General features: G+C 75.4%; 18 protein-coding genes and 1 riboswitch. Of the genes, 7 read left to right on the top strand and 11 right to left on the bottom strand.

Going from position 1 to position 21,257, the window contains the following annotated elements; translation table 11 throughout:
* Positions 1–253 precede the first annotated feature (253 nt).
* Both OG618_RS08100 and OG618_RS08095 read left to right on the top strand, forming a co-directional pair.
* The gene (locus OG618_RS08100; protein ID WP_329486612.1) at positions 254–391 is read left to right on the top strand and encodes a hypothetical protein; all 138 of its coding nucleotides are present in this window, start codon (positions 254–256) and stop codon (positions 389–391) included.
* Between the two features lie 439 nt (positions 392–830).
* The gene (locus tag OG618_RS08095; RefSeq protein WP_329486611.1) at positions 831–1,856 is read left to right on the top strand and encodes a chitinase; all 1,026 of its coding nucleotides are present in this window, start codon (positions 831–833) and stop codon (positions 1,854–1,856) included.
* 16 nt (positions 1,857–1,872) lie between these two features.
* On the opposite strand, the gene OG618_RS08090 is transcribed toward OG618_RS08095, so the two are convergent.
* Positions 1,873–2,451 (bottom strand): flavoprotein, encoded by a 579-nt coding sequence (locus OG618_RS08090; protein ID WP_329486610.1) that lies wholly within the window; start codon positions 2,449–2,451, stop codon positions 1,873–1,875.
* Between the two features lie 188 nt (positions 2,452–2,639).
* On the opposite strand from OG618_RS08090, the gene OG618_RS08085 reads away from it, so the two are divergent.
* The 4 genes from OG618_RS08085 to OG618_RS08070 all read left to right on the top strand — a co-directional run bounded on the left by OG618_RS08085 (position 2,640) and on the right by OG618_RS08070 (position 5,220).
* Entirely contained in the window at positions 2,640–3,029 is a 390-nt protein-coding gene (locus OG618_RS08085) for a BlaI/MecI/CopY family transcriptional regulator (RefSeq protein WP_329486609.1), read from the top strand.
* A complete protein-coding gene (locus tag OG618_RS08080) occupies positions 3,026–3,970 on the top strand; it encodes a M56 family metallopeptidase (protein ID WP_329486608.1) in 945 nt (314 codons plus the stop codon). Before OG618_RS08085 ends, OG618_RS08080 begins: the two co-directional genes overlap by 4 nt.
* Positions 3,971–4,218: 248 nt before the next feature.
* The gene (locus OG618_RS08075) at positions 4,219–4,845 is read left to right on the top strand and encodes a MarR family winged helix-turn-helix transcriptional regulator (RefSeq protein WP_329486607.1); all 627 of its coding nucleotides are present in this window, start codon (positions 4,219–4,221) and stop codon (positions 4,843–4,845) included.
* A 93-nt stretch (positions 4,846–4,938) separates the two neighbouring features.
* Entirely contained in the window at positions 4,939–5,220 is a 282-nt protein-coding gene (locus OG618_RS08070) for a CopD family protein (RefSeq protein WP_329486606.1), read from the top strand.
* On the opposite strand, the gene cobF is transcribed toward OG618_RS08070, so the two are convergent.
* The gene (gene cobF / locus OG618_RS08065; RefSeq protein WP_329486604.1) at positions 5,183–5,941 is read right to left on the bottom strand and encodes a precorrin-6A synthase (deacetylating); all 759 of its coding nucleotides are present in this window, start codon (positions 5,939–5,941) and stop codon (positions 5,183–5,185) included. The genes OG618_RS08070 and cobF overlap by 38 nt on opposite strands.
* A 151-nt stretch (positions 5,942–6,092) precedes the next feature.
* The gene (locus OG618_RS08060; RefSeq protein ID WP_329486603.1) at positions 6,093–6,215 is read right to left on the bottom strand and encodes a hypothetical protein; all 123 of its coding nucleotides are present in this window, start codon (positions 6,213–6,215) and stop codon (positions 6,093–6,095) included.
* Positions 6,216–6,303: 88 nt separating this feature from the next.
* Positions 6,304–6,527, top strand: a riboswitch (cobalamin riboswitch).
* Positions 6,528–6,665: 138 nt separating this feature from the next.
* On the opposite strand from OG618_RS08060, the gene metE reads away from it, so the two are divergent.
* Positions 6,666–8,975 carry a 5-methyltetrahydropteroyltriglutamate--homocysteine S-methyltransferase gene (gene metE / locus OG618_RS08055; protein ID WP_329486601.1) on the top strand — a complete coding sequence of 770 codons (2,310 nt, stop codon included), beginning with the start codon at positions 6,666–6,668 and terminating at the stop codon, positions 8,973–8,975.
* Here the strand turns inward: metE and OG618_RS08050 are convergent.
* The 8 genes from OG618_RS08050 to OG618_RS08015 form a co-directional block, all read right to left on the bottom strand.
* Positions 8,869–9,225, bottom strand: coding sequence for an SDR family NAD(P)-dependent oxidoreductase (locus OG618_RS08050; protein WP_329486599.1), 357 nt, complete (start codon positions 9,223–9,225; stop codon positions 8,869–8,871). The genes metE and OG618_RS08050 overlap by 107 nt on opposite strands.
* 110 nt (positions 9,226–9,335) lie before the next feature.
* A complete protein-coding gene (locus OG618_RS08045; RefSeq protein WP_329486598.1) occupies positions 9,336–9,893 on the bottom strand; it encodes a GNAT family N-acetyltransferase in 558 nt (185 codons plus the stop codon).
* A gap of 170 nt (positions 9,894–10,063) precedes the next feature.
* The gene (locus tag OG618_RS08040; RefSeq protein ID WP_329486597.1) at positions 10,064–11,764 is read right to left on the bottom strand and encodes a peptide-N4-asparagine amidase; all 1,701 of its coding nucleotides are present in this window, start codon (positions 11,762–11,764) and stop codon (positions 10,064–10,066) included.
* 192 nt (positions 11,765–11,956) lie between these two features.
* A complete protein-coding gene (locus OG618_RS08035) occupies positions 11,957–15,832 on the bottom strand; it encodes an amino acid adenylation domain-containing protein (RefSeq protein ID WP_329486596.1) in 3,876 nt (1,291 codons plus the stop codon).
* 199 nt (positions 15,833–16,031) lie between these two features.
* Positions 16,032–16,790: an SOS response-associated peptidase gene (locus tag OG618_RS08030; RefSeq protein ID WP_329486594.1), complete on the bottom strand. Its 759-nt coding sequence runs from the start codon at positions 16,788–16,790 to the stop codon at positions 16,032–16,034.
* 179 nt (positions 16,791–16,969) lie between these two features.
* Entirely contained in the window at positions 16,970–17,584 is a 615-nt protein-coding gene (locus tag OG618_RS08025) for a GNAT family N-acetyltransferase (protein WP_329486592.1), read from the bottom strand.
* A gap of 140 nt (positions 17,585–17,724) precedes the next feature.
* Positions 17,725–20,466 carry an ABC transporter permease gene (locus tag OG618_RS08020; protein WP_329486591.1) on the bottom strand — a complete coding sequence of 914 codons (2,742 nt, stop codon included), beginning with the start codon at positions 20,464–20,466 and terminating at the stop codon, positions 17,725–17,727.
* On the bottom strand, positions 20,463–21,239 hold the full coding sequence (locus OG618_RS08015; RefSeq protein ID WP_329486590.1) for an ABC transporter ATP-binding protein: 777 nt from the start codon (positions 21,237–21,239) through the stop codon (positions 20,463–20,465). Before OG618_RS08015 ends, OG618_RS08020 begins: the two co-directional genes overlap by 4 nt.
* Positions 21,240–21,257: the final 18 nt, after the last annotated feature.

Raw genomic sequence — 21,257 nt, 5'->3', positions numbered from 1 at the left:
CCCGGCGGGGCGGCGCCCCGACGGGCCGGCCGGTGGCCCAGCGGGGCGTTCACCATCCGCGCCACCACCTCCCACGGCGACATCACCGCCCGCAGCCTCTGAACCGCCCGCAGCCCGGTCGTCAGGCCGGCGGTCGTGACGTCCCATCAGGTGAATTTCGCGGCGGCCGACCCCCGCCGACTCTTCGCACGGGAACGAATCGACGCAATCGAGGCCGGCGCCGCCCGCCTCACGCTGTCGAGGGAGCACCCCCGTGTCACGTTTCCCGCACGCCAAGAAGTCCGCCGCCGTGCTGTGCGGCTCGCTGATGCCGGCCGGCGGGTGCTTCGTCGGGATCTTCAGCGGGGTGGGGGACAGGCTCGGGGTGGATTTCCCGGCCACCCGGGACTGACGCCCGTCGGCCCCGGCGTCCTGCGTCCGCCCGGGTGGGGCCGTCCACGGTCCCGCCTGCGAGGACCGACGGTCTCGCCCGCCACCTCCGCCCCCGCACGACACCCGCTCCGGCGTCCGGCTCTGAGCCGGGCGGCCTCCTCGGCAGCCTCGGGGACCACCGATCCAGGATCAGAAGAGAGAGCAGCGCCTTGCCCAGCCCCTTCCGTCCGAGTTCGTTCCTCCCCCCGCTGGCCCTGGGCGCGGCTCTGCTGCTCGTCGCACCCGCCCATGCGACCGCCATGCCGGGCCTCGCGGTCGGCTCCGCGCCTCTCGGTACCCCGGCGGTCGGCGGTCACCCTGTCGCTACCCCCGCCGTCGGAGCTGCGCCGCTCGGTTCCACGCCGCCGGGTGCCACGGCTGCCGGCCCCCCGCCCCCGGCTCCCGTGCCGCTCGGTGTCGTGCCCGCGAGCGCCGTCTCCCGCGGCTCCACGGGCCCGGTGCGGCCGCCGATCCACCACCGCCCCGGGTTCCCGGCCCACTTCACCGCCCCGTACCTGGAGACCTGGAACTCGCCCGACACGCTCGCCGAGGTCCGCAGGAACACCGGCCTGAGCTACTTCACCCTCGCCTTCGTCGTCAGCGACGGCGGGTGCAACGGCGCCTTCGACGGCACCATCCCCGTCGACGACCCGGAGTGGCTCTCGGCCCTGCGGGGTCTGCGGACGGCGGGCGGCGACGCGATCGTCTCCTTCGGCGGGGCCGGTGGGCGCGAACTCGCCCAGGCCTGCGACACGGTGAGCGCCCTGAAGGCCGCCTACCGGCGCGTGGTGAACACCCTGGGCGTCACCAGGATCGACCTCGACATCGAGGGCGCGGCGCTGGACGACCAGCCGGCCGACGACCGCCGCAACCGGGCGCTCGCCGAACTGCAGCAGGAGTACCGCCTGGTCGGCCGCCCGCTCGACGTGGACTACACCCTGCCGGTCAACCCCTGGGGCCTGTCCGACAACGGGGTGTGGCTGCTGACCAACGCGCGGCAGCACGGACTGGACGTGGACGTGGTCAACGTCATGACGATGGACTACGGGCCCGACCTCGACATGGGCGCCGCCGCGATCGGGGCCGCGACCGGACTGCACGAGCAACTCGGGCGGCTCTGGCCGGAGAAGAGCCCCGAGCAGCTGTGGGCGATGCAGGGCAACACCCCGATGATCGGGGTCAACGACGCCGTCAACGAGGTCTTCTCCACCGAGGACGCCGCCCGCCTGGCGAGGTTCGCGGCCGAGAAGGGCATCCGGCTGCTCGCCTTCTGGTCGGTCGGGCGGGACCGGCCCTGCGCGGTGGCGGGCACCCTCTCGGAGCGGTGCAGCGGCACCGCCCAGGATCCCGCCCACTTCTCCCGCATCCTCGACCCGTTCCCGCGCACGCACTCCCGGCCGTGGACCGCCCGCACCCCGGACGCCTTCCGGAAGACCCCCCGGTGACGGTGGCGGCGGGCCGTTACTCCCGGCCGGCCGCAGTGATCACCGGGCGGAGCAGGTCGAGCACCCGGGTCCAGTCGTACGCGGCGCCGGCCCCCTCGGCCTTGGGCTGGTGGGGGGTGGCGTCACCGATCAGGACGCCCATCGACCGGAGCCGGGTCAGGCTCTCCGCGTAGGCGGGGTGGGCGGCCTGGGCGGCGTTGAGGTAGGGCTGGACGGCCACCGGGATGCCCAGGCCGTACGCCTCGCAGAGGATGCCGAGGGCGAGGGTGTCGGAGATGCCGGCGGCCCACTTGTTGATGGTGTTGAACGTGGCGGGCGCCACCGCGATGGCGTCCGCCGGGGGCAGCGGCCGGGGGTCGCCCGGCGTGCGCCAGGCGGAGCGGATCGGGTAGCCGGTCCGGGCTTCGACGGCCTTCCGGTCGATGAACCCGAGTCCGTTCGGGGTGGCGATCACGCCGACTCCCCAGCCCTCGGCCCGGGCGGCGGTGATCAGCTCGTCCACCCCGCCGGCGATGCCCGACGCGCAGACGACGATGTAGAGGAACGGCTCGCGATGCGCGGTCACACCTGAACTCCCGACTCTCCCGGCCACCATGGTGAAGCCCCAGGGCGGCGCTCCTGCGGCCAGTCTGCCCTGCCGGTGGGGCCAGTACAGTTGGGTGAGGCATACCTTACGAACATCCGACCGGATCGTCTACGACCATGTAGTCGGCCGTGGTGAGGGCGCAGGCGTCGCCGGGTTCGCTGTACGTCTGCCCGGCGGCGCGGCCGTGGACGGGAGACATGGTGGACGACAGCCGGGACACGAGGCGGCCGCACGGCGAGCTGGTCGCGGACGTACTGGCCGTGCTGTGGGCGGCCGAGCGGCCGCTGACGGCGCAGGAGGTCAACGAGGCGCTCGACCGGGGGCTGGCCCGGACGACGGTGGCGACGGTGCTGGGCCGGCTGCACGAGAACGGGACGCTGGAGCGCAGCCGCCCGGGGCGGGGCTTCGCGTACGCGCCGGTCGCCGACGCCGCCGGTCTGGTGGCCGGGCGGATGCGCCGTGAACTGGAGAGCGACCCGCACCGTGAGCTGGTGCTGAAGCGGTTCGTGTCATCGCTGTCCGAGGGGGACGAGGAGGTACTCCGGCGCCTCCTGCTGGAGGCCCCGGACGGAGAGGGCCGCGCATGACCCTGGCCCTCGCCCTGGTCGCGCTGACGCTGCTGGCTCCGTGGGGCGCGGCGCCCGCCGCCCGCCGGCTGGCCGCGCTCCTGCCGCCGCGCGAGGCGTGCGTGGCGCTGACGGGTGCGGCCGTACTGCTGGCGGGCGGCACCGCGGCGGCGCTGGTCGCGCTGTTCCACGTGCCGTTCCTCGCCTCGATGGAGCGGGTGCCGCCGGCGCGCGTGCTGGAGCGGTGGCCGGCCGTCGTGCCGGTCTCCGGTGCGGCCGGGGTGGTGCTGGCGGTCCAGGCCGTGCTGCTGGCGCGCCGCTGGCTCGCCCATCGCGCGCTGCTCGCGAAGGCCTGGGAGTCCACCGGTGACGGGGTGGCCGACGGCGACGTGCTGGTGGTGCCGGGCGGCGACGCGGAGGCCTTCGCCCTGCCCGGCTTCCGCGGGCGCCCCGGGCGGGTCGTGGTGACCTCGGGCATGGTGCGCGAACTCGGTCCGGCGGAGCGCGAGGTGCTGCTCGCGCACGAGCGGGCCCACCTGGCGGGGCGCCACCACGTGCTGTCCGTCGTCACGGACCTCGCGGCGGCGGTGCACCCGGCGCTGCGGGGCCTGCGGGAGGCGCTGGGCTTCCACCTGGAACGGTGGGCCGACGAGGCCGCGGCCGGGTCGGTGGGGGACCGCCGGCTGGCGGCGACGGCGATCGCGCGGGCGGCGCTGGCCGGGTCCGCCGCCACCCGGGCGGGCGGGAGCCGGAACCCGTTGCTGTCGGTGGGCGCCGGTCCGGTGCCGCGGCGGGTCGAGGCGCTGCTGGGGTCGGTGCCGGTCCTGCCGCGCGGTCGCGCGGTGCGGGTGGGCGTGGCCTGGCTGGTGGCGGTGGTGGCGGTGTCGGTGCTGATCCCGGGGCTGGCGTACGGGCTGCACGAGTACGTGGAGTACGCCGCGCGGGCCGTCCCGGGCCGGTGACGGGGCCGTTGTCGGCGCCGGCCGCCGGCGGCGGGGGAGCGGGTGTCGCGGACGACATCGATGTAGACCGATCGGCGTGGCGCGGCTATCGTTGGCCTCGGTGCGCCGTGCGGCGCCGTGCCCGGCGCGGCGCGCGAGCGGGCTTCGCGGCCCTCCGGTGATCGGCGTTCGGCAGCGTGGCATGGCGTCGGTGGTCCCGTGACCCCCGCCGGAGGTGGTGCAGCCCTCCACCAGCGATTGGATGCGACGTGTACGACAGGGGGAAGGGATCGTCGAGTCCCTTCGAGCAGACCGTCCACCTCCTGTCGGCGGCCGGCCGGGCGGCGGACGCCCTGCTCGCGGCGCGCCTGGAGTTCCGGGGGATGAGCCCGGCGCACCTGTCCGTCCTCTCCACGCTGGCCCGGCTGGGCCCGCACGCCCGACCCGACCTGGTCGCCGGGATCGACGGGGGTGCGGTCGACACCGCGCAGACCCTCGACGATCTCGTCGCGGCGGGCCTGGTCCAGTCCCTGTTCGTCCAGGTCGGCGGTCGGCACGAGGTGCTGACGCTCACCTCCTCGGGGCAGCTCGCGCTGGAGATCCTGCACAGCGACGAGTCGGCCGTGCAGGACGACCTGCTGGTGTCCCTGACGCGCGGTGAGCGCACCCAGTTGAACTCCCTGCTGCGGCGGGTGTGCGCCGCCGCCGCCCGGAGCGGCTCGGCGGGCTCGGCTCCGCGCCGGGCCGCCGACTGGGTCCTGACCCGCGAACGCCGTACGGAGTGGGCCGTCGAGCGCGAGGGCGCCGGCGGGGCAGCCGGGGCGCCCGGGGTGGCCGGCGAGCGGTCCGAGGACGTGGCCGGCCGGGACGGCGGCGGGGCCCCGGCCGGTTCGTAGCCGTCCCGCCTCACCAGGTGAAACGGGCGCCGCGCGCCACTGATCGGTCACCCCGGCCGCCTCGGCGACGGGGCCGGCCTGCTCTGGGCCGAGATGTGGCGCCGCTTCAGTCCGGTCGCGATGATCTGCGTCGGCGCGGTCACCGTCGCCGGCCTCCGGCTCGGCTGGAAGCACGTCGGCGCGGTCTCCCCGCTCTGGACCACCGGCTACGGCACCGCCCTGCTGGTCAAGATCCTGCTGGTCGTCGGCCTGGTCACCGCGGGCGCCTTCAACCAGTTCCGGCTGAGGCCCCGAATCGCCCGGGCCCCGGGCCGGTCGGCCCGGGGGCGGGTGTGGGTCAGCTCCCGGAGCGGCGGAGGAGGTAGGTGTCCATGATCCAGCCCTTGCGTTCGCGGGCCTCGTCGCGGAGCGCGCGGATCCGGGGGGCGGTTTCGGCGAGGGGGCCGGAGACGAGGATCTCGTCCGGGGTGCCCAGGTAGGCGCCGTAGAAGATCTCCAGCCCCTCGGGATCGATCCCGGTGAACGCGGCCCGCCCGTCCAGCATCACCACCACGTCGTCCACCTGCTCGGGGAAGCCCTCGGCGAGACGGCGGCCGGTGGTGATCTGCAGCGGGCGGCCGACCCGGGTCAGGGTGGTGCGGTGCCGGGCGGCGAGCGCCGAGACGCTGCTGATGCCCGGGACCACCTCGTACCCGAAGGTGGCGCCGCCGCGGGCCAGGACCTCGTCGATCACGGCGATGACGCTGTCGTAGAGGCTCGGGTCGCCCCAGACCAGGAACGCGCCGGTCTCCTCCGGGCCGAGGTGCTCGGCGACCAGCCGCTCGACCAGGTCGGCCCGGCGGGTGCGCCAGTCGTCCACGGCCGCGGTGTACGCCGGGGTGGCGCGGTCCCGCTCGGCGTCCGCGACCTCGATGACGCGGTGGCCGGGGCGGCCGTGCTCGGTCAGCAGTTGCCGGCGCAGCCGGATGAGGTCCTGCCGTTCCTCGTTCTTGTCGAGGATGAAGAAGACGTCGGTGCGGGCGAGGGCCTTGACCGCCTGCAGGGTGAGGTGGTCGGGATCGCCCGCCCCGATGCCGATGAGGAAGATGTGCCGCATGACAGTGATTGTGCCGTGCGGCTGCCCGTCCGCCGGGCGCGGCCGGTCCCGGGCGAACCGCCGGGTGGGCCGCGGGCGACCGGTCCGGTGGCACTGTGACGTCATGCACGCGCCCCTGACCCGGCCTTTCGGCCGTCGCCATGGCGGGCCGTCATGTTCTGGCTCCGCCGTCGGGGGTAGCCGGCACGGCGTGCGCGGCGGCGAGCACCTTGGCCGGGGTGACCAGCACGTCCTTCGTGACGCGCTCGTCCTCGACCACCGCCTCGACCACCACCTGAACTGCCCGGGCGGCCGGGGGCCGCCGGGGCCGTCCCGGCCATCCGCGATCCGGACAATCACTGACGCGCCGCCGGTGATGGGCCTAGGGTGGGCGGTGCAGTCGGTTCGCCGTGTCCTCCAGCCACGGCGTCGCAAGAGGGAACCCGGTGGGAATCCGGGACTGCCCCGCAGCGGTGAGTGGGAACGACCGCCGTCACACGCACTGGGCCCAGCCGGGCCCGGGAAGCGACGGCCAGTAGGTGTCCGGCCTGGAAGCCAGGCGGACGCGCCCGCGAGTCCGAAGACCTGCCACTGCCCGCGTGCACCCCGCACGCGGTGATCTCGGTGACCTCGAGGGCGGGTCGGCGGAGCGGGCGGGCCCACCCCGGTGCCGTGCCCCCACTGCCGTACCTCCACGCCGTCGTGCTCTCCCGGGATCGCAGCGCGACTCGCGAAGGAGAGTTCCGTGTCACCGAGTTCCACCACCCCGCAGGCCACCGTGTACGGCTACCCGAGGCAGGGTGCCGACCGGGAGCTGAAGAAGGCCGTCGAGGGGTACTGGGCGGGCCGCGTCGACGCCGCCGCCCTGCACGCCACCGCCGCCGTCCTGCGCCGCGCCAACTGGCGGCAGCTGGCCGACGCGGGCATCACCGAAGTCCCCACCGGCGACTTCTCGCTCTACGACCACGTCCTGGACACCACGGTCGCGGTCGGCGCCATCCCGGCCCGCCACCGCGCCGCCGTCGACACCGACCCGCTGGACGGCTACTTCGCCATGGCGCGCGGCACCCAGGACGTCGCACCGCTGGAGATGACCAAGTGGTTCGACACCAACTACCACTACCTCGTACCGGAGTTGGGCCCGGACACGGTCTTCGCCGCGAACTCCGCCAAGCCGGTCTCCGAACTGCGTGAGGCGCTCGGCCTCGGCCACCGCCCCCGGCCCGTGCTGGTCGGACCGCTGACCTACCTGCTGCTCGCCAAGCCCGCCCCCGGCGTGGCCGCCGACTTCCGGCCGGTCACCCTGCTGGACCGGCTGCTGCCCGTCTACGCGGAACTCCTCGCCGACCTGCGGGCCGCCGGCGCCGACTGGGTCCAGCTGGACGAGCCCGCGCTCGTCCAGGACCGCACCCCGGCCGAACTGAACGCCGCCACCCGCGTCTACCGCGAGCTCGGTGCGCTCACCGACCGCCCGCAACTGCTGGTCACCAGCTACTTCGACCGGCTCGGCGAGGCCCTGCCCGTCCTGGCCAAGGCCCCGATCGAGGGCATCGGCCTGGACTTCACCGGCCCCGGCGCCGCCAACCTCGACGACCTCGCCGCCGTCGGCGGAGTGCCCGGCAAGCGCCTGGTGGCGGGTGTGGTGGACGGCCGCAACATCTGGATCAACAACCTGGAGAAGTCCCTCGCCACCCTCGGCACGTTGCTCGGCCTGGCGGACCGGGTCGACGTCGCACCGTCCTGCTCGCTGCTGCACGTCCCGCTCGACGCCGACCTGGAGCGCGACCTCGACCCGCAGGTCGCCCGCTGGCTCGCCTTCGCCCGTCAGAAGTCCACCGAGGTCGCCACCCTGGCCCGCGGCCTGGCCCACGGCACCGACACCATCGCGGCCCAACTGGCCGCCAACCGGGCCGACCTGGCCTCCCGCGCCGGCTCGGCGCTGACCCGCGACCCGGCCGTCCGGGCCCGGGTCGCCGCCACCGCCCCCGAGGACGCCCGCCGCGCCCCGGCCTACCCCGAGCGCGCCGAGGCGCAGCGGGCCCGGCTCGGCCTGCCGCTGCTGCCGACCACCACCATCGGCTCCTTCCCGCAGACCACCGAACTGCGCACCGCCCGCGCCGACCTGCGCGCCGGCCGCATCGACGACGGAACCTACCGGGACCGGATGCGGGCCGAGGTCCGCGAGGTGATCGCCTACCAGGAGAAGGCGGGCCTCGACGTGCTCGTCCACGGCGAGCCCGAACGCAACGACATGGTGCAGTACTTCGCCGAGCAGCTGACCGGCTACCTGGCCACCCGGCACGGCTGGGTGCAGTCCTACGGCACCCGCTACGTCCGGCCGCCGGTGCTGGCCGGGGACATCTCCCGCCCGCACCCGATGACTGTCGACTGGTACCGCTACGCGGCCGATCTGACGGACCGTCCGGTCAAGGGCATGCTCACCGGACCGGTGACCATGCTCGCCTGGTCCTTCGTCCGGGACGACCAGCCGACCGGCGACACCGCCCGGCAGGTCGCGCTCGCCCTGCGCGACGAGGTCACCGACCTGGAGGCCGCCGGCGCCGCCGTCATCCAGGTCGACGAGCCGGCGCTGCGCGAGACCCTGCCGCTGCGGTCCGCCGACCGGGCGGCCTATCTGGAGTGGGCCACCGAGTCCTTCCGGCTCTCCACCTCCGGGGTCCGCGCCGACACCCAGATCCACACCCACATGTGCTACGCCGAGTTCGGCGCGATCATGACCGCCATCGACGAGCTCGACGCCGACGTGATCTCCCTGGAGGCGGCCCGCTCGCACATGGAGGTCGCCCACGAGCTGGCCGGGGCAGGCTACCCGCGCGAGGTCGGCCCCGGCGTCTACGACATCCACTCGCCCCGGGTGCCGAGCACCGAGGAGGCGGCCTCGCTGCTCCGCGCCGGGCTGGCCGCGATCCCGGCCGAGCGGCTCTGGGTCAACCCCGACTGCGGCCTGAAGACCCGCGGTTGGACGGAGACCCGGGCCTCGCTGGAGCACCTGGTCGAGGCGGCCAGGCTGGTCCGCGCCGAACTGGGCGGCTGACACCGCGCCGGAGCGGGCGGCGGGCCGGCCCCCGGCCCGCCGCCCGCTCCGGGCCGTCCGCGGCGGTGAGGTCCGCCTGGAGCGGTAGGACGTCGGTCGTGCGGCCGAGTGCGGCGAGGTCCTCGGTCACGGTCCGGCAGGCGGCCAGCACCCTGACGCCCTCGGCGGCGAGGGCCCGGGTGACGGCGAGGCCGATGCCCTTGCCCGCCCCGGTCACCACGGCGGCCTTGCCCGACAGGTGCAGGTCCATCGTCGACTCCGCCGGCGCGCTGCCCGGCCGCCGTCCACCCGGCCGGGCGCGGCCCAGGCTGGAACCATCGCAGCTCTGCCCCCGGGCCGCATCCGGGCCTCGGGGGCGGGTCAGACCCGGTCGGAGGCCACGTCGGCCGGGGTGGTCCACTCCTCGGCGAGCAGGCCGAGCACGACCTCGTCGCGGTGGGCGCCGTAGGCCCAAGCGGAGCGGCGCAGGGTGCCTTCGAGGGTGAAGCCGGCGCGGGTCGCGGCGGCGATCATCGGCAGGTTCTCGGCGAGGGTGTCGATCTGGAGGCGGTGCAGGCCGCGGACGGTGAAGCCGTAGTGGCACAGCAGCGCGACGACCTCGCGGGCCAGGCCCCGGCCGCGGAGGGCGGGGCGCAGGGCGAGGCCGAGATGGGCGGTGCGGTTGTGGGTGTCGATGCCCCAGAGGAGGGCCTCGCCGGCGAGGTCGCCCGAGGGGAGGGTGGTGACGGAGAAGCAGGCGGCCTCGTCCGAGGGGGCGGCGACCGCGTACGGGGACCCGGCGGCGCCCGGTGAAACGGGCTGCCAGGGCCGGGAGTCGGCCCGGGAGCGGGTGGCGACGTCGTCGTACAGCTCGGCCTGCAGCACGGGGACGTCGGCGTCGTGTCTGGCCCGGAGGGCGACTTTGGAGTTGTGTAGCATGTCACATTGCTATCAGGGCCGGTGTCGTCCGCACCAGCGAATTACCGCGCACCGGGCGGGTAACGGCGTTCCCGCCGGGGCCAGCAGGCGGCCCGCCGGAGCCTGCGAGGCGCCCGCCGGGTCGAACCGTCCGCCCGGTGCGGCCGGAGCGGTGCGACCCGGCGCCGGGTTCACCCCCGGTCGGTCGGCCAGCCGTCCACGGTGGTGAGGGAGCGGTGGTACGGGCCGTCGGGCCCGGTGCTGCGGTAGTCCTCGACGGAGCCGCCGGTGCGGACGGTGCTGTCGCCGTCGTGCCGGTGGGCGGTCGGGCGCAGGGTGTGGTCGACGGCGGAACGCTCGGTGGTCCGGCCGCCGACCGTGCCGGTGGTGTCCCGGTGGTAGCCGAGGTTCATGGTGGTGACCTGGTCGTTCGCGCCGGCCGCGTCGTGGGTGACGCGGTAGTCGACGTCCAGCGGCGCGCCCTCGTGCACGGTGGTGGTGCGCCGCGGCCCGTCGCCCCAGGTGCTGGTGGTGCGGGTCAGGTCGGTGCGGTTGCGCAGCGTCAGGTCGTTGCCGCTGTCCCGGAACCGCTGGGTGGAGCCGAAGACGAGGGTGTCGCGGACCTCGGTGGTGACCCGGCCGTGCGAGGTCTGTACCCAGCCGCGGGCCCGGTCGTGCCGGCCCGCGGTGACGGACCAGTCGCCGCTGCCGCCGCCGTGGTCGGTCAGCGCGGTGGAGACGGCGGCCTCCGGGGCGACCGCGTGGTCGGTGAGCGCCCCGGTGGTGCGGGCGGCGCCGTGGTCGACCTCGGCGAACAGGTTGACCTGGCCCGTCCAGACGTCGTTGCCCTGGGCCTCGGCCGCGTTGACGGTGATGCCGACGGCGTGCGGGCGGCCGTCCAGCAGCAGGCCGACGTACGGGGTGAGGTCGAGCCGGTAGGCGGGCAGGTCGAAGGCGAAGATGCCGGGGGTGGGCCGCCAGAGCAGCGGGTCCCAGCCGCCGGTGTAGATCACGGGGTACGGCCAGACCGCGCCGGCCACCCGGCCGTCCACGGTCAGCCGCAGCTCGCGGAACGGGCCCTTGCCGCAGGCGCCCAGCCCGGGGTTCGCGCCGACGAACGCGTCGGGCGCGGAGGCGTACGCGAACTCCTCGCAGGCGCCGCCGCCCCGGGCGTACACCTCGGCGGTCAGGCGTTCCAGGTTCGGCGGGAAGGCGAGGTCGCGGGTGGCGGTCGGGGCGGCCTGGGTGAGCCCGAACGGCCCGGTGGTGAGCAGCCGGTCGGCGGTGCGGGCGGCGGGCCACCGGGCGGAGGTGGTGTAGAAGGTGAGCTCGGCGGTGATCCGGAAGACGCCGGTGTAGGTGGCGTCGGTGACGTTGGCGAGGTCGAAGGCGAACGGCTGCGGGCCGCCGGCGAACAGCGGCGCGTACCGGGTGACGTCCCGTTCGACCGTCCATCCGATGCCGTCGGCGGAGGGCTCGGGGGTGGAAGAGAGCAGGACCTCCACGCCGCCGACCCGGACGGTGAACAGCCGGTCGAACTGCCGCCCGGCGACCTGCCCGTGCAGGGTCAGCACGACCGCCGACCAGGGTCCGGCGCAGGCGGCGGGCGGGGTGACGGTGGCGGTGTACGGGGTGTCGGGCGGGTTGCCGTAGCCGTCCCGGAACGGCTGGTCGTGCATCGCCTCGACGGTGCAGGCGCGGGTGTCCGGCCGGGTGAGCGGCTTCGCGGCGGTGAGCGGGTCGTGGTAATCGGTGCCGAAGTCGGCGTGCGCGGGGCCGGCGGCGGTCAGCGCGCCGGTGAGGGCGAGGACGACGGCGCCGAGCAGGCGGGCGGCCCGGCGGGCCGGGCCGCCGGGCCTCGGCCCGCGGCGGATCAGCGGGGGTACGGCCAAGGGTCTTCCTCTCCTCGGCCCGGACGGGCGGTCCGGGTGGCGCCCCCGACAATGGCATGTCATCGTCAATCGGTGAAGAGGGGGCGGCCGGCGGGACGGTCCGGCACGGCGGCGCCGCCGGGCGGGTGATCACCCGGCGGCGCCGGTCCGCCGGCGGCCCTCCCGCTCCGCCGGGACGGGAGGGCCGACCGCTCAGCCGGCCGGCCGGGCCCGGATCGCGGCGACCAGTTCGCCGACGCCCCGCTCCCTGAGCACGCCGTAGTGGTCGCCGCTCAGTTCGACGACGACCGGCGGCGCGGCCGAGTACCCCGAACTCCCCTCGATGAAGGAGTAGTCGTCACCGGCGGCCTTGACGATGGTCACCGGCGCGTCCAGCCGCCGCTGCGCGAGTTCGCCGAAGCTGTAGTCGAACTCGTAGGTCTCCCCGACGATCCGGGCGATCCGGCGGATCAACTCCTCGCCCAGCTCCGGCAGCAGGCGGTGCACGAAGGCCGTGAAGCCGTCCTCGTCGTGCGCCTCGGCCAGGCAGGCCTCCAGGTCGGGCCCGCGGACCGAGCCGGCGAACACCGAGTAGAGGATCGCCACGTAGGCCGGGTCGCGGTACGAGGCCTCGCGTCCGTGCCGCTCGCCGCCGCCGCGCCGCAGCTCCGGGTTGCCGGGGCAGATCAGCAGCAGGTCCGCGACCCGCTCGCCGGCCTGTTCCAGCTGCCAGGCCGTCTCGAAGGCGACCCGGGCGCCGAAGGAGTAGCCCCACAGGGTGTAGGGGCCCTCCGGCCGCACCCGGCGGATCTCGGCGAGGTCGGCCGCGGCCATCTCCCGGATCGTCGGGTACGGCGTCTCACCGGCGTTGATGCCGTGCGCCTGGATGCCGTAGAACGGGCGGCCCACGGTGCTCCCGAGCAGCCGCAGGTTCATCGGGTAGCCGCCGAGCCCCGGCCAGCAGAACACCGGGTCGCCGGTGCCCGCGCGGTGCAGCGGCACCAGCCGCGAGCCGGGCTCACCGGTGTCCTCGTCGATCCGGGCGGCCAGGTCGGCCAGCCTCGGGCTCTCGAAGAGGACCTGCAGCGGCAGCCGGGTGCCGAACTCCCGGTTCAGCCGGTTGATCAGCGCCACGGCGATCAGCGAGTTGCCGCCGGCGGCGAAGAAGTCGTCCCGCACCGAGACCTCCTGGTACCTCAGCGCCCCGCCCCAGGCGGCCGCGAGCCGGTGCTCGGTCGGCGTCGACGGCGCGACCTTCGGCCCGCCCGCGTCCGCCGTCCGGACCGCCGCACCGGCGGCCAGCGCCTTCGCGTCGACCTTGCCGTTGGCGGTCAGCGGCAGCTCGTCGAGGACGAGCACCCGGTTGGGGAGCATGTAGTCGGGCAGGACGGCGGCCAGTTCGTCCCGGACGATCTCGGCCGGACCCTTCATGTGGACGGCGTCCTCGATCATGCCCTCGCTGCGGATCTGCTCCTCGCTCACCTTCCCGCCGAGGAAGAAGTACGACGGGCCCGGCGCGATCCCGCAGGAGGCCAGCACCGCGTCGATCCGCCGGGCGGACGGCAGCGGGTGCCCGGTGTTCGAGCTGTAGCCGGAGGACATGAACCCGAGGCCGAGGGCGAGGCCGCCCCGCTGGAGCCGGTGCAGGGCGGTGCCGAGACCGAGGTACTCCAGCCACGGCTCCTCGGCCCGGCCGACGGCGGTGATGCCGAAGCCGGCCCGCTCGTACACCTGCTGGTTGATCGCGATCACGTCCCGCGACCGCACCAGCTCGTCCGAGATCCGCGCCAACCCGCCGTCCGTCCAGCGGTACTGGCCGGCGGCCAGGCCCTCGACGCCACCGGGGTGGGCCTGGACGTAGTACTCGGTGCGGTCCGCCGCCGGCCGGCCGTCGGCGGGCACGATCGCGAAGGTGCCGAGGTAGTGGTCCTCCTCGGCCACGTCCAGCCCGGCCCGGACGGACGGCAGCAGGCCGACCGGCCGGACGGCCAGCCCGTGGGCGGGCAGCACCTCCTCGAACACGCCCAGCATGTGACCCGCCTCGAACTCCAGCACCTCCAGGATGTTGTTCCGGTAGACGGGCGCGATCGCGCGCCGCTTGCCGAGGAAGTGGACGGTGAGGCCCGGGCCCCCGGTACCCTCGCCGACCCGGACCAGGGCGTGCTCGACCGGGTGGTAGTAGTACACGCCGGCGTCGAGGCCGCCGGTCCCGCCGGTCTCCAGGTACAGCTGGGTGGCGTACAGCGCGCCCGGGGAGGCGTACGCGTACTTCGGCAGCAGCCGCTCCGAGCTGTGGAACTGGCCGAACCACCGCAGGATCAAGCCCAGTTCGGCGAGATCCGGCTCGCCGGTGCGCGGCGTGACGGGGCCCGCCGGGGCGGCCGGCGGCGCGAGCAGCGCCAGAAGGTCGTCGCGGGTGACCCGGCCGCCCTCGTAGAAGCGGTAGGTCTTGCGGGCGAAGGTCTCGCGCCGCTGCCGCTCGCTCTCCCGCCCGCCGGGCAGCGCCACCACCGGCCGGCCCGCCAGTTCGGCGGCGTCCCGCACCCCGGGGTCGGACAGCTGCGCCCGGACCTGGAGCCGGCTCGCCTTGGACCGGTGGTGGCCGCCGTGGCTGCCCTGGTCCATCAGGGCCGCCTCCTTGGGGTCCAGTTCGACGCAGGCCACCAGGTTCCGGTGGCCCGTCCGGGGGTCGTCGGTGACGATCGCCGCCGCCCGGCGGACCCAGGTGTGCTCCTCGATGGCGAGCGCGATCTCGTCCAGCTCGACCCGGTAGCCCCGCAGCTTGACCTGGTTGTCCACCCGGCCGGCGCACTGGAGCGTGCCGTCCGGGTTCCAGTGGGCGAGGTCCCCGGTGCGGTACAGCCGCTCGCCCGGGAGGTGGGGCGAGGCGACGAAGCGCTCCGCCGTCAGGTCGGGCCGGTTCAGGTAGCCGCGGGCGAGCTGGACACCGCTCAGGTGGAGCTCGCCGGTGGCGCCGGGCTCCACCGGCGCCAGGTCCCCGTCGAGCACGAAGCAGTGGGTGCGGTCGACCGGCACGCCGATCGGCACCGACCCGGCGTCCTCGCCCACGGCGGCGGGGTCGACGAGGTGGGCGGTCGCGTTGATGGTGCACTCGGTCGGCCCGTAGAGGTTGACCAGCGCGGCCTGCGGCAGCTCGGCGGTGAGCGCCCGGGCGAGCCGGCGCGAGAGCGCCTCGCCGCCCGAGTACAGCCGCCGCAGCGTGCCGCAGTCGCCCAGCCGCTCGGTGTCCAGCAGCGCCTGGAGCAGGGTGGGCACGCACTGCAGCGTGGTCACCCCGTACTCCCGGACGGTGTCGATCAGGGCTTCCGGGTCCCGGTAGACGCCGGGGGCGCCGAGCACGACCCGCGCGCCGCCGGCCGGTGCCAGGATCTCCCACTGCGCCGCGTCGAAGCTCATCGGCGTCTTCTGCAGCACGGCGGCGTCCGGCCCGAGGTGGCCGTCGGCGACCAGCCAGCGCAGCTGGGACACGATGCTCCGGTGCTCGATCATCACTCCCTTGGGGCGGCCGGTGCTGCCGGAGGTGTAGATGACGTAGGCGAGCGACTCCGGCCGGGGGCTCGCCGGGCCCCGGCTCTGGTGCGGGAACGGGGGCGCGTCGTCGGCTCCGGCCGCGCCGGGTGTCCCGGGCGCCCGGTCCGGGCCGGCGGGGACGAGGATCCGGGTGCCCGGCGGGACGAGTCCGGCCAGCCGGGTGCGCAGGTGCTCCTGGGTGACGATCACCCCGGTCCGGCTGTCCTCGATCATGTAGCGGATCCGGTCCTCGGGGTACTCCGGGGACAGTGGCAGATAGGCGGCGCCGGCGTAGAGGATGCCCCAGGCGCCCACCATCAGCTCCGGCGAGGGGTCGACGTAGAGGCCGACGCAGTCGTCGGCCGCCACGCCGAGCTGGTGCAGGTGGGCGCCCAGGCCGGCGGCGGCGGCGCGGAGGTCCCGGAAGCCGAGGTGTGCGCCGCGGCCGGTCACGGCGACGGCGTCCGGCCGCTCGGCCACCTGCCGGTCGAGCAGGTCGGGCAGGCAGCGGGCGCGGCGGGTGTCGTGGAGGGTGAGCTGCGCGGACTGTGCGGACATGTGGGTTCCCCATCGGGTGGCGAGGACGGATGACGTCGCCCGTCGAGGCGGGCGTGCCATCCAAGCTCCGCCACCCGGTGTCCCGGCCGCCTGGGGCACCGGCCGTCTCTTCCGCCCGGCCGCCGTCCGGCCGCGCCCGGGCCATGTCCCGGGCGTCGTGCCCCGGCCCGGGACCGGTGGCCCGCCGGCGGGTGCTCGGTCAGCCCGGCCCGTCGCCGTGGCCCACCGGGTCCGGTACCGCGTCCAGCAGGGCGGCGCCGTTGTTGCGGACGCTGTTGACGGTGGTGGAGACCGCCCGGACCGCGAGTTCGTCCCCGGCCGGGGCGTGCAGGAGCCGCCGCAGCTCCACCGGGTCGTCGTGCTCCGGGTCGAGCCAGGCGTCCAGGTCGGCCGGGCCGATGGTGAGCGGCATCCGGTCGTGGACGCGGCCGGCCGCGTCGGTGGCGTCGGTGGTGATGATCGTGGCGGTGGTGAGCCAGGCCGCCGGGTCGTCCTCGGGCAGCGAGCGGTCCCGCCAGAACTCGTACAGCCCGGCCATCACCAGCGGGCCGCCGGCGCGGGGGTGGAGGTAGTAGGGCTGCTTGTAGGCCTTGCGGCCCTCGGCGGCGGGCACCCGCACCCACTCGTAGTAGCCGTCGGCAGGCAGGACGCAGCGGCGCTTGGCGAAGGCGGAGCGGAAGGCGGGCTTCTCGTGCACCGTCTCGGCCCGGGCGTTGATCAGCCTGGCGCCCGTGGCCGGGTCCTTGGACCAGGAGGGGACCAGGCCCCACCGCACCGGGCGGAGCCGGCGGGCGAGTTCGCTGGTCTCGCGGTCGACCCGTTCCAGCACCGTCCACACCGGGTCCGTGGGGGCGACGTTCCAGCTCGGCGCGAGGGTCTCGGCCGGGTTCCAGCCGGTCACCCCGAGCAGGCCGAGCAGGTCCTGGGGCGTGGTGGTGGAGACGAATCGGCCGCACATGGGCGCCACTCTGCCACCACCGGGCCGCCGGGGCCACAGGCGCGGGCCCGGCCGGAGGCGGTGTCAACCCGGGGCCGGCGCCCGGGCGCAGGGCCGTCCGGGCGTCCGGCGGTCCCGGTCCCGGCGACGGCGCCGCCCGCGCCGGGTGCGGGCGGGTGGGCGCCGCGCCGGGTGGCGGCTCAGTGGCGGGCCGGGCGCCACATGGTGGAGACGGTGTGGCCGGACGGGACGGTGATCCGGTCGAGTTCGGTGAAGCCCGCCCGGGCGTAGCGCTCATTGTTGGCGGGGTTGCAGGACTCCAGGTAGGCGGCCGCGCCGAGGGCGTCGATCCGGGCCAGGTTCTCGGCGAGCAGGCCCATGCCGAAGCCGTGGCCGCGGTGGTCGCCGTGGGTGGCCAGCAGGCTCAGGAAGAAGTGCGGTTCGCTTCTCGGGTGGGCCGCTTCGAGGTCCGCGAGGATCGCGAGCAGGCCGTCGGCGGTGGCCCGGTCGGTGATGCCGACCAGGAAGTCCTCCAGGCCCTCCTCCTCGTCGGGGCTGAGGTCGTTGCCGCCGGGCGGGATCCACAGCGCGGCGGACTCCACGTTCGGCGTCACCAGGGTCCAGGGGTAGCGCAGGGCGGAGGTGGCGAACAGGCGCCACATCGCGGAGGCCTGGGCCGCCCGTCGCTCGCGGTCGGGGAACGCCGGGCCCCAGAGCGGGTCGTCGAAGAACGCGGAGGTCAGGGTGGCGACGATCGCGTCGACGTCGGCGGAGGTCGCGGTGCGGGCGGTCACGGGTGCGGTCGGTCGGTTCAAGACGCCACCTTCGGGAGGCCGGGAGAGGGTGATCGTCAGCGTACGACGGTGCCGGGGGCGCCGGGCGGGACGGGACGTGCGGACGGGCGCCGTCCCCCCGCGCGGTGCGGGGGGACGGCGCCCGGGGGGACGGTGCGGGCTCAGCCGAGCCGGCGGGTGAGCGGCGCGTCGGCGCGGGTGAACAGGACGGCCAGCAGTCCGGCGAACAGTGGGACGGCGACGGTGGTGAGCCCGATGTTCGCCCAGGGCACCACGATCGTGCTGCTGCCAGCCTGGTTGGCGACGTCACGGGCCATCAGCAGGGCGACCGCCGGGACGAACCCGTTGATCGTGCCGAGGGCCGCGCCCAGGACGGCGATCAGCGCGCACTGGATGCCGGAGAGGGTCCGGCGGATCCCCGGCGGCGCGCCGACCGCGGCGAGGGTCGCCTGGTCGCGCCGGGAGTCGGCGGCGGCGAGGCCGGTGGCGATGCACGCGGCGCCGAGCACGACCAGGGCGGCGAAGCCGGTGAGGGCGATGGTCGGTACGTCGCTCTTCGGCTCGAACCCGCGCTCCACGTCGAGCAGGGCGCTCGGCAGGATGCGGTCGGCGGTGGCCGCGGCCCGCTGCGTCGCCTTGCGGTCCGGCGCGGTGGACGGCAGCCAGACCGAGCCGCTGGGCTTCGTCGTGAGACCCAGTCCGGTGATCGTCCGGGTGCCGATGACGCCGACCCCGTACCGGGCGGCGGTCGGGTTCTCGACCACGACGGCGTCGACGGGGATCTCCCGGATCTCCTGCGCCGGGGCGGCACCCGGCTGCGGCGGGGCGGTGAAGCCACCCGTCAGCTGGAGCACGACCTTGTCGCCGCTGAGCAGGGAGCGGTCGAAGACCACGGCCTTGCCGGCGGCCAGCGCCTGCTCGGCGGCCGGGTCGCGGACGGCGAAGGCGTTGTGCAGGACGGTCGCGTCGCCGACGACGAGGGCCCGGGAGCCGAAGCCGACCCCGCCCTTGACGGTGACGTTGCTGGAGCACTCCGCGCACCACGAGTAGACCGCGGTGCCGAGATCGGCGCGTTCCCCGAGCTCGGGCAGGTCCTGCTCGATGGCCGCGCGCACCTGGGGGAGCAGCGGGCTGTCGGTGAGCACGCCGAGCGAGACGGAGTTGACCGGGCTGTGCGGCCGGTAGGAGGCGGCGTCCATGACGTCGCTGCTCGCGGTGTAGAGGCCGATCGCCACCGAGCCGGCGACGGCGGCCATCACGGCCGCGATGGCCGGGGCGGTGCGGCCGCGGTGGCGGGCCGAGTCGCGCAGGGCGAGCCGGCCGCCGAGCGGCAGGAACCGGGCGAGCCGGCCGCAGAGGGCGATCAGTACCGGGGTGAGGGCGAGCAGGCCGAGTTCGGCGGTGGCCGACCCCGCGAGCACCATCAGGGTCATCTTGTCCAGGCCGGCGAAGACCGGGATGCCCCGGCCGGTGCCGTCGTTGGTCCCGACGGCGAGCAGCGCGACGGCCGCGCCGGAGACGAAGAGCACGATGCCGGCGGCGGTGGTCCAGCGGCTCGGCGGCCTGACGGTGTCACGGCCGGTGAGGCCGGCGGTGACGCTCTGCCGGGCGGCCTGGAGGGCGGGCAGCGCGGCCGCGAGCAGCGCGGTGACCACGCCGACGACCGCGATGGCGAGCAGGTCGGGCGCCTGGACGCCGAAGTGGCCGAACCGGCTGCCACCGGTCTCCTCGATCCACGACCGGGTCAGGGCCACCAGGCCGGTCCCGAGCACCACGCCGGTGACCGCGCCGACCGCGCCGAGCACCAGGCCCGAGCCGAGGACGACGGAGGCGATGTGGCCGCGGTCGCCGCCGCTCGCGCCGATCAGGGCGAGCTGCCGGCGGGACCTCCGGGCGCCGACGGCGAAGGCCGGCCCGGCGAGCAGGGCGACCTCCAGCAGGGCCATGCCCGCGACGGTGCCGACCACCACGGCCTTGTCGGAGCGCAGCGGGCTGCTGGAGCCGAACTCCAGCCGCTGGTAGGTGATCTGGGACTCGGACGGCGGGTCGAGCGCCACCGCGCGGGAGGTCGCGGTGAAGCCGTACCGGTTGAGCTTCTTGACGCCCTCCCAGTCGAGGGTCGCCCCGGCGGGCAGTTTCAGCAGCCAGGCCGGCTTGCCCGGGGTCGAGCGGTCGCCCGCCCCGGTCGGGGGCTTGGCGGCGGCCGGCGCGGCCGCGGCCAGCGGGGCGAGGACCTCGCCGGGGCGGCCGACGAACTCGACCTTGGCGAGGTCGTCGGGGTGCTCCACGACGCCGGTCAGGGTGAACGGCGTCTTCTCCAGCCCCTTGAGGGTGGTGGTCTGACCGAGGCGCAGGCCGGACTCGGTGAGGAACTCCCGGGTGACGGCCGCCTCGTGCGCGGCGTTCGGGGTGCGGCCCTCGACCAGGTCGAGCCGGCCCTTCCAGACCGGATCGGTGAGGTCGGCCTCGGCGGTCTCGGTCCGGACCAGGCCGTTGGGCGAGCCGGCGCTGGCGTTGAGACCGGCGGCGGCCGGCAGCAGGGCCGAGCCGGGCAGCAGCTCTTTCAGCAGCGCGGCCGGGTCGGCGCCGGCGCTGCGGGTCTGCTCCGGGGTCGGTCCCTGGTTGGCCCGGACGCCGATCGCGAGCGCGCCGTCCTCGGCGAACGGGCGCTGCTGGACGGTGCTGCCGAGCTCGTAGGCGGTGACGAGTGCGTCGGCCCCGCCGGCCAGCCGTTCGACCCGCTCCACCGGGGCGAGCTGGCCACTGCGGTAGACGATGTCGGCGCCGGCCACGCCGAGCACGGGCAGCGAGATCATGGCGATGACGAGGGCGCTGCGGCCCTTGGCGCGCAGGGCGTCGCGGCGGGCGATCCGCAGCGCGACCTTCAGGGGTCCGAGCTTCATCCGGTGGCCTCGATCCGGGTCCCGTGGCGGGCGGCCATGGTCTGCAGGCTCTCGACGCTGCGGCCGAAGCCCTCGTCGACGATCAGCCCGTCGCGGAGGAAGACGACCCGGTCGGCCCAGCTGGCGTGCCGGGGTTCGTGGGTGACCATCATCGCGGCGGCGCCGGCGTCGCAGCGGGCCCGCAGGACGCCCAGGACGGCTTCGCCGTTGGCGGAGTCGAGGGCGCCGGTGGGCTCGTCGGCGAGGACGAGGCGGCGCTCGCCGACCAGGGCGCGGGCGATGGCCACGCGCTGCTGCTGGCCGCCGGACATGTCGTCGGGGTAGCGGCCGGCCAGCTCGGGGATGCCGAGTTCCTCCAGTGCGGCCAGTGCCTCACGGCGCGTCACCCGGCCGGAGACGCCGTCGAGTTCGCGCGGCAGCGCGATGTTCTCGGCGGCGGTGAGGGCCGGGATCAGGTTGTAGTCCTGGAACACGTAGCCGATCGAGCGCCGCCGGGCCGCGGCGAGCTTCTTGCGGCTCAGGCCGCCGAGTGCGGTGCCCTCGACCAGGACCTGGCCGGTGGTGGGGGTGTCCAGGCCGCCGGCGAGGGTGAGCAGGGTCGACTTGCCGGAGCCGGACGGGCCCATCACGGCGACGAACTCGCCGGCCTGCACCTTGAGGTCCACGCCGCGCAGCGCGTGCACCTCGGCCGCGCCGCGGCCGTGCACCCGGGTGACGTTGTCCAGGTGCAGCACCGGGGCGGCGCCGTTCCTGGACGGACTGGTTTCGAACATGGGTCCCCCTTTGAGACA

Source organism: Kitasatospora sp. NBC_01246 (assembly GCF_036226505.1).
Classification (GTDB): Bacteria; Actinomycetota; Actinomycetes; order Streptomycetales; family Streptomycetaceae; genus Kitasatospora.
The sequence above is the reverse complement of the archived record's forward strand: the minus strand, read 5'-3'. Positions and strand labels throughout refer to the sequence as shown.